Below are 6,039 nucleotides of genomic sequence, written 5' to 3'. Positions count from 1 at the left end.
CGGCAGCGACCGGGTTCGCCGGAGCACTGTTCAACCCGGCCGTGCGCGCCTACCTCGCCGCCGACACCGGTGACCGGCGAGTCGAGGCGTTCGCGGTGTTCAACATCTTCTATCAGGCGGGCATCCTCGCCGGTCCCCTGGTCGGGCTGGCGTTGATGGCCCTCGACTTCCGGGTGACCGCCGGTGTCGCGGCGGTGGTGTTCGCGATCCTGACCGTGGCGCAGTTGTTCGCGCTGCCGACGCGGCGAGCCGAGATCCGCGCCGAGCGGACCTCGGTGCTCGACGACTGGCGCACCGTGGTCACCAACCGCCGGTTCGTGTGGTTCGCGGTGGCGATGATCGGCTCCTACGTGCTGTCGTTCCAGGTCTACCTCGCCCTGCCGCTGCAAGCCGAGTTCGTCGCGGGCGCGCAGGCGCAAGCGCTGGTCTCGGCGCTGTTCGTCATCTCCGGTGTGGTGGCCGTCGCCGGTCAGCTGCGCATCACCGCCTGGTTCCGCACCAGGTGGGGCACCGGAGGAAGCCTGGTCGTCGGGCTGGGTGTTCTCGCGGCCTCGTTCGTCCCGCTGGCGGTCATCCCGAACCCGGCTCGGTTCGGTGTCGCGGCCGCGGCCGCCGCGTTACTCCTAGCGGCGGCGTTGCTGGCCGTGGGGACCGCGGCGGTGTTCCCGTTCGAAATGGACACCGTCGTGTCCTTGTCCGGTGGGCGGCTCGTCGCCACGCACTACGGGTTCTACAACACCGTTGTCGGGGTCGGCATCCTCACCGGCAACCTGGCCACCGGTGCCGTGGTCGGCGCCGCGCGCGCCGCCGGGATGGATTGGGCGGTTTGGGCCGGGCTGAGCTTGATCGGTGTCCTCGCCGCGTTCGCCCTCCATCGTCTGGACCGCCCGCAGCCCGCGGAGGAAGAGAGCCGTTCGACGGGCACTCGCGGGCGCCACCGCATCCCCGAGCAACACACCGCCGGCACTGCGCTGGCCGAGCAGCAATTCGAGTACACCGGACGCGGCCGCTGGCCGACGAAGATCCCCGCCGAGCGACGCTGACCAGGTGCGCACAATTTGTGTGCACTTCGGGTCCGAGGTGCTGATCTGTCGGAAACGCTCCAGATATCGTCATCGCCGGGCAGCGGCTCCGCGCAGGCTCACCTCTGCCCGAGCATTGCCTTCATCTGGTCGATCTCCCGCTGCTGTGCCGGCACGATCGTCGCGGCCAGTTGCTTGGCTTGGTCGTTGGCTCCGGTGTCGAGTTCGGTCTGGGCCATCCGCACGGCGCCGGTGTGATGGTTGATCATCATCTCCAGCCACATCCGGTCGAATTCCGCCCCGGACATGCCCTGCAGCGACGACATCTGCTGCGGCGACATCATGCCCGGCATGTCATGGCCCATCGGGCCGGAGTCCGGGGATGGCACCGGCTTGCCGAACTCCTCGAGCAGCGAACGGATCTGTGCCATCTCGGGTTCCTGCGCGGCTTTGATGGCCGAGGCAAGATCGAGCACCTGCTGGTTCTGCGAGCGCGACGGCACCAGATCCGCCATCTGAATGGCCTGCGCGTGGTGCGGATACATGCTCTGCAGAAACGTCACATCGGCATCGTTGTAGGCGCCCGCCGGCGCGGACGTCGCGGCGCCGACGGTCGTCGATATAGCGGGCGCGCCCGGTCCCGCAGTCGTGGTGGACTTGTCGGCCTCGTCGCTGTCGCCGCATCCGGCCAGAACGAACAGCAGGACAGCAACGCCGGGAAGATATCGTCGAAGCGCGGTGGAACGTAGAGGCATGGCGAACTCCTGTAGTACCAGAGCCAGGACAACATGACTTCACGTTGAGGAAGGCACGAAACGAACGACTGAAGCCCAGGAGGGGCCTTCCATCGTTGCCGCTCACACTCGAAACCGCCGACAACGACGCTGAGCACCGGCTGATTCTAGACCGCCGGGGCCCGCCGAGACCGCAGCTGCGAGGTATTGCGCTCATGTCCGAGGCGAAAACGGTCGGTTGCATCGTGTGACTGCACATCATCACGCCCGCGCATCCAGGCGCGCGGGTGTGCGACGGCAGTAATAACGCTGGCGATCACCGTGGCCTTCGCCGCTTCTGGGCTCGACGCTTGGCCTGCTGGCCCACGAGCTCGACTACTGGCCGAACTAGCACCGCTCATCCTGATCATGCTGCTGGGCCATTGGATCGAGATGCGTTCCCTCGGCCAGACCTTGAGCGCGCTGGAACCGTTATCGTTGGCCGCGCTGCTGCCCGACGAGACCAAGCGCCTCGGCAAGGACGGCACCACCACTACTTGTGCCGGTCGGTGACCTGCGCACCGGTGATCAGTTCGTCGTCCGCCCGGGTGGACGCGTCCTCGCCGACGGCAGCGTCGAATCCGGCAGCGCCGACGTCGACTAATCCATGATCACCGGCGAATCCGACCCGTCCACCACGGCCCCGGCGACCGCGTGGTCGCCGGCTTCACGGTCGAGAACCGGCAGATCGTCGGACACGGAATCAGCACCACCGGCCGCACGACCAAGACCCGCGCCACGCTCACTGGGGCCGCGATCGGGGCATGGTGGGGTTTGTTCATCGGGCTGCTGCTCGGGCTGACCGGCGTTGGCCGGCGAAGCCGCCCGCCTTGTGGCTGCGACGCTCTGACCAAGGACGAGGGGCGACCGGCCGGGCGTGCCGCGTTCGGGCACTTGAAATGAGCGAGTCGAAGAGCGCACGTACACAGACTGATATCGGATCCGTGTCGGCTAGATCGGCGATAGTACCAGCGGCGAGGCCGTTCAGCCGAGCGCCCGAATGAGGTCGGTGCAGGCTTGTTCGCAGCGGCGGCATGCATCGGCGCACACGCGGCAGTGCTCGTGAGTGTCGGCGTGGGCGGAGCATTCGTCGCCGCAGGCTTTGCAGGCGGTGGCGCATGCCTGCAGGATCGCGCGGGTGATGTTGGCGTCGTAGCCGGTGTGCCGGGACAGGACGGATGCGGTGGCGTTGCAGATGTCTGCGCAGTCCATGTCGGTGCGGATGCACTTGGTGAGCTCGCCGACCATGCCCTCCGAAAGGCAAGCGTCCGCGCAGGCGGTACACGCCTGGGCGCAGGCGATGCATTCCTCGATGCACTTGGTGAGCTTGTCGCGGTCGACGTCGCCGAGGTCGGCTGGGTAGGTGGCGAGCATGTCCTTGACCGTGGTCATCAGGTATTGCCTCCTTTCACTGGCGGAGGCCGGGCTGGCTCCGGCCGGGACGGCCGCGCCTCCTTCGACCTCCTGCCCTGGTGGGTAGCCATCGCGAAGCGACACAAACGCGCCCCGTGGACGATCCCGCAAGCAGCCAAGGCCACCTGCCCGGCGTACTCGACGTGGGTAATCGGGCCATTCCCACCGTATCCGGAAGCCGGGTCGACATACTTGTCGGCCTGCACCTGCCTGACCAAGGCGTTCTCGCCCGCGATCAAGTCGGCGAACCCCCCCGGGCAGCCCGACCGCGACCGGCCCGGGGGAACCGGTCGGCCGCCGCCCGCGGTGCGCCGGGCCGGAGGCCGCTGCGTGCCCGCCTCCGGACCGGCATCGCCCAAGAGACCCACGCATTTACTGGTCCCCTACCAGACCACCCTGCGCACCTGGCTTCGCCGGCGGCGGATCGGTCGTCACAGTGGAGACTCGCCTCTGTGATCCTGGTCGACCAAAGAACCCCTCTTCAGGGGCATCAGAACGCGAATTCGGTGCCGTAGCCTGTCGTTTGCACAGTGCCGCTGGTGGGATCAGCGCGGACGATGACGAACGGCATAGCCGAGACCGGTGATAGGCATCCCCCGACGTTCAGCGAGGTATTGGAGTGCGCGAAGGTATACGGGAACGTTGAGTTCTCGTCCAGGGTGACTCCGCCGACTACTGCCGCGGCCACAGTGCCCGGGGCCAGATTCACCGCAAGCCCTCCGGTGCGGCCCCCTCCAACACCGGTACCGACGCTGATACCGGGCGGAGCGTCTATCACCAGATCGATGCCGGAGTCGAGGCCGAAAGAAGGTGAGACTCTAGCGATGACGCCGGCCTTGGGGGGGACACCTATCGAGATGCCGTTGGAAATGTTCACGGCGCAGCCGACCAGATATCCGGCGACGATCTGCCCGCCTGGCAGCGACGATGCTCCGTCGAGATCGATCGAATACTCTCCGGACGTCGTGACCGCGTGCACGAAAGGTATGCCGGATACGACATCACCGCCAGCGGGTACGACATTGGTGGAACCTACCGACGCAATCAGGCGCAGCCCGCCGGAACTGAACTCCCCCGGTGCCGCGCCGACCGCAGTATCGACAACGGCAACCGCACCGGTGGCGGCCACCATCACCGCCGTGATCGCCGCCAGAGTCAGCGAATGCTTGTGTTTCATCACGCTCCAGTCAAGTAGTCATCGAGACGAAACTTCACAAAAGGACCCGCACAGCAACTATCGTCGCGCATGGTGTTCGGCGTGCGCGGACCGAAACTTTACCCGGTGGGTGCAGCTCAGTCGCCGCCATCGTGCCGCAACGGCGGTGATGGGGCACTGCTGCGTGGCGGTGGCGGTGATCTACCCGACCAAGGCGGTGACGACGAAGTGGCAGTCGGCCGGCAGCCTGCCTGCTTCAGGCAACCGTAAGGGCCGCCGGCCCGGCGCCCGCAGACACCCGCGCTCGTGGTTTGAAGCCGATGCCGTCATATCGTGTGACCGGGGCCGATTTGGATGATCAACGAAAAAAGATTGAACGTTGTATTCCAGGTCGGACCAAAATGAAACAAGTACTCCACCACAGTGCTCTCCTTGCTCGGCGAATCACACGGCTCATGAGTCTGCAGCTTGTGTCGTGAGTATGACTCCAATATGGTCCAGTGCACCCACTGACACGAGAACATCATCGTTGCACTTCTCGATCGAACTCACCGCTGTCGTGTCGTGTCGTGTCGCGAGATCCCCATACCGCTGCCGCGCCGGTCGTGGCGAGCGCTCCATACTCCCTACGGTCCCCATCGCCGAGCGCGGCCGGTAGAGACCGGGTGCCCTTCCGGCGCACCGGAGGTCCCCAGAGCAGACCTGCTACATACGCTGCTGCCCGCTGCCACCGCAGGCGGGAGCTTGGCGCATACGGAACGGATGCGAGCGCTGCATCGACTTCAGCGCCTCGTCAGCAACTTATGCCAGGAGGTCGAATGCCGGAGGGACTGTCGGAGACTGCGACAGTCCCCTGCCGGACGTGTCGGTCGCGACGCCACGATCACGCTCACCTGTGGAGCCGCGCTCGGGTGTGTCACATCGGCTGCATCATCATTGGGCAACCGCCCATCAGGCTGCACATCCACTGGCACAACATTTGCAGGGGGTTCATTACGTCGATTTCCTCTCGGGGGTCGTCGAGCGATCCGGCCGCAGGGTGGTGGGTCCGCCGGGTTGGTCGGGCGGTGTCGTTGAGGTTGCCGCATCGATACCCTGCACGGGTAGGGACCTTTGACGGTCGGACGGAGGCCCTTCGATGCCGCTCGAGGCGACCTCGTCCCATCCCGGCAACCGGTGTGCAAGCGCAGACTGGAGGTGATCGCGAAAGGAATGCGATGAACACTCGGTATCTTCCGTGGTACGCGCTCGCGTTGGCCGTGCTGGTCGCTGGTCTCGCCATTTCGGGCGTGCCGGTGTCTACGCTGCTGCTCCTGCTCGTCGTACTTGCCTGCCCGCTGATGATGATGTTCATGATGGGCGGCCACGGACACGGCGGCAACGACGACGAGCCATATGAGATGGGCAAACGCCACGACCATGGCCCCACTTCCGGCCGGTCTTGAACGCCTACAGAGGTGTATGAGTCACCTCGGAGAACTCCGTGACCACTGAGCCCACCGCAGTCGAGGCCACGGCGGCCGAGCCTGGCACCGCAGTCACACATGCCCTTCTGGTTCCCCGAGGTACACGCCGGAACGATGACGCCGATCTCCGTGGGCTCCTTGGGGACGCTGGCCGGGTTGTTCTTGGTACTCGACGCCGCCGACGGCGACCGCCGACTGCGGCTTGCCGG

The 6,039-nt window shown here is 66.1% G+C and carries 8 protein-coding genes; 5 read left to right on the top strand and 3 right to left on the bottom strand.

Features of this window, described 5'->3' with window-relative positions:
- Positions 1-1,043 (top strand): MFS transporter (locus ON27_RS29975; protein WP_043735209.1); only part of this gene is annotated, 1,043 nt, incomplete at its 5' end.
- 98 nt (positions 1,044-1,141) lie between these two features.
- On the opposite strand, the gene ON27_RS29970 is transcribed toward ON27_RS29975, so the two are convergent.
- A complete protein-coding gene (locus tag ON27_RS29970) occupies positions 1,142-1,777 on the bottom strand; it encodes a DUF305 domain-containing protein (RefSeq protein WP_174189455.1) in 636 nt (211 codons plus the stop codon).
- 387 nt (positions 1,778-2,164) lie between these two features.
- On the opposite strand from ON27_RS29970, the gene ON27_RS46130 reads away from it, so the two are divergent.
- Genes ON27_RS46130 through ON27_RS44180 form a run of 3 tightly spaced genes read left to right on the top strand, consistent with a single transcriptional unit; the run spans position 2,165 to position 2,698 of the window.
- A complete protein-coding gene (locus tag ON27_RS46130) occupies positions 2,165-2,308 on the top strand; it encodes a hypothetical protein (RefSeq protein WP_174189454.1) in 144 nt (47 codons plus the stop codon).
- Complete coding sequence (locus ON27_RS46160) at positions 2,295-2,399, top strand: P-type ATPase actuator domain-containing protein (RefSeq protein WP_483238067.1); 105 nt, start codon at positions 2,295-2,297, stop codon at positions 2,397-2,399. Before ON27_RS46130 ends, ON27_RS46160 begins: the two co-directional genes overlap by 14 nt.
- A gap of 50 nt (positions 2,400-2,449) precedes the next feature.
- The gene (locus ON27_RS44180) at positions 2,450-2,698 is read left to right on the top strand and encodes a hypothetical protein (protein WP_043735207.1); all 249 of its coding nucleotides are present in this window, start codon (positions 2,450-2,452) and stop codon (positions 2,696-2,698) included.
- An 81-nt stretch (positions 2,699-2,779) separates the two neighbouring features.
- Here the strand turns inward: ON27_RS44180 and ON27_RS29960 are convergent, their stop codons facing one another.
- Together ON27_RS29960 and ON27_RS29955 are read right to left on the bottom strand one after the other, a co-directional pair.
- Positions 2,780-3,187, bottom strand: coding sequence for a four-helix bundle copper-binding protein (locus tag ON27_RS29960; RefSeq protein WP_043735204.1), 408 nt, complete (start codon positions 3,185-3,187; stop codon positions 2,780-2,782).
- A 511-nt stretch (positions 3,188-3,698) separates the two neighbouring features.
- The gene (locus tag ON27_RS29955; RefSeq protein ID WP_043735202.1) at positions 3,699-4,385 is read right to left on the bottom strand and encodes an MspA family porin; all 687 of its coding nucleotides are present in this window, start codon (positions 4,383-4,385) and stop codon (positions 3,699-3,701) included.
- Positions 4,386-5,581: 1,196 nt separating this feature from the next.
- Between ON27_RS29955 and ON27_RS29945 the strand changes: the two genes are divergently transcribed.
- A complete protein-coding gene (locus ON27_RS29945) occupies positions 5,582-5,809 on the top strand; it encodes a DUF2933 domain-containing protein (RefSeq protein ID WP_043735195.1) in 228 nt (75 codons plus the stop codon).
- Positions 5,810-6,039: the final 230 nt, after the last annotated feature.

The organism is Nocardia asiatica NBRC 100129 (assembly GCF_000308415.1).
Taxonomy (GTDB): domain Bacteria; phylum Actinomycetota; class Actinomycetes; order Mycobacteriales; family Mycobacteriaceae; genus Nocardia; species Nocardia asiatica.
This window is presented reverse-complemented; position numbering and strand designations above follow the sequence as displayed.

What these genes read in the sequence shown, in the direction of transcription:
- ON27_RS29970 (WP_174189455.1), bottom strand. Translation starts at nt 1,777, where the DNA reads ATGCCTCTACGTTCCACCGCGCTTCGACGATATCTTCCCGGCGTTGCT.
- ON27_RS46130 (WP_174189454.1), top strand. Translation starts at nt 2,165, where the DNA reads ATGCTGCTGGGCCATTGGATCGAGATGCGTTCCCTCGGCCAGACCTTG.
- ON27_RS29960 (WP_043735204.1), bottom strand. Translation starts at nt 3,187, where the DNA reads ATGACCACGGTCAAGGACATGCTCGCCACCTACCCAGCCGACCTCGGC.
- ON27_RS29955 (WP_043735202.1), bottom strand. Translation starts at nt 4,385, where the DNA reads ATGAAACACAAGCATTCGCTGACTCTGGCGGCGATCACGGCGGTGATG.
- ON27_RS29945 (WP_043735195.1), top strand. Translation starts at nt 5,582, where the DNA reads ATGAACACTCGGTATCTTCCGTGGTACGCGCTCGCGTTGGCCGTGCTG.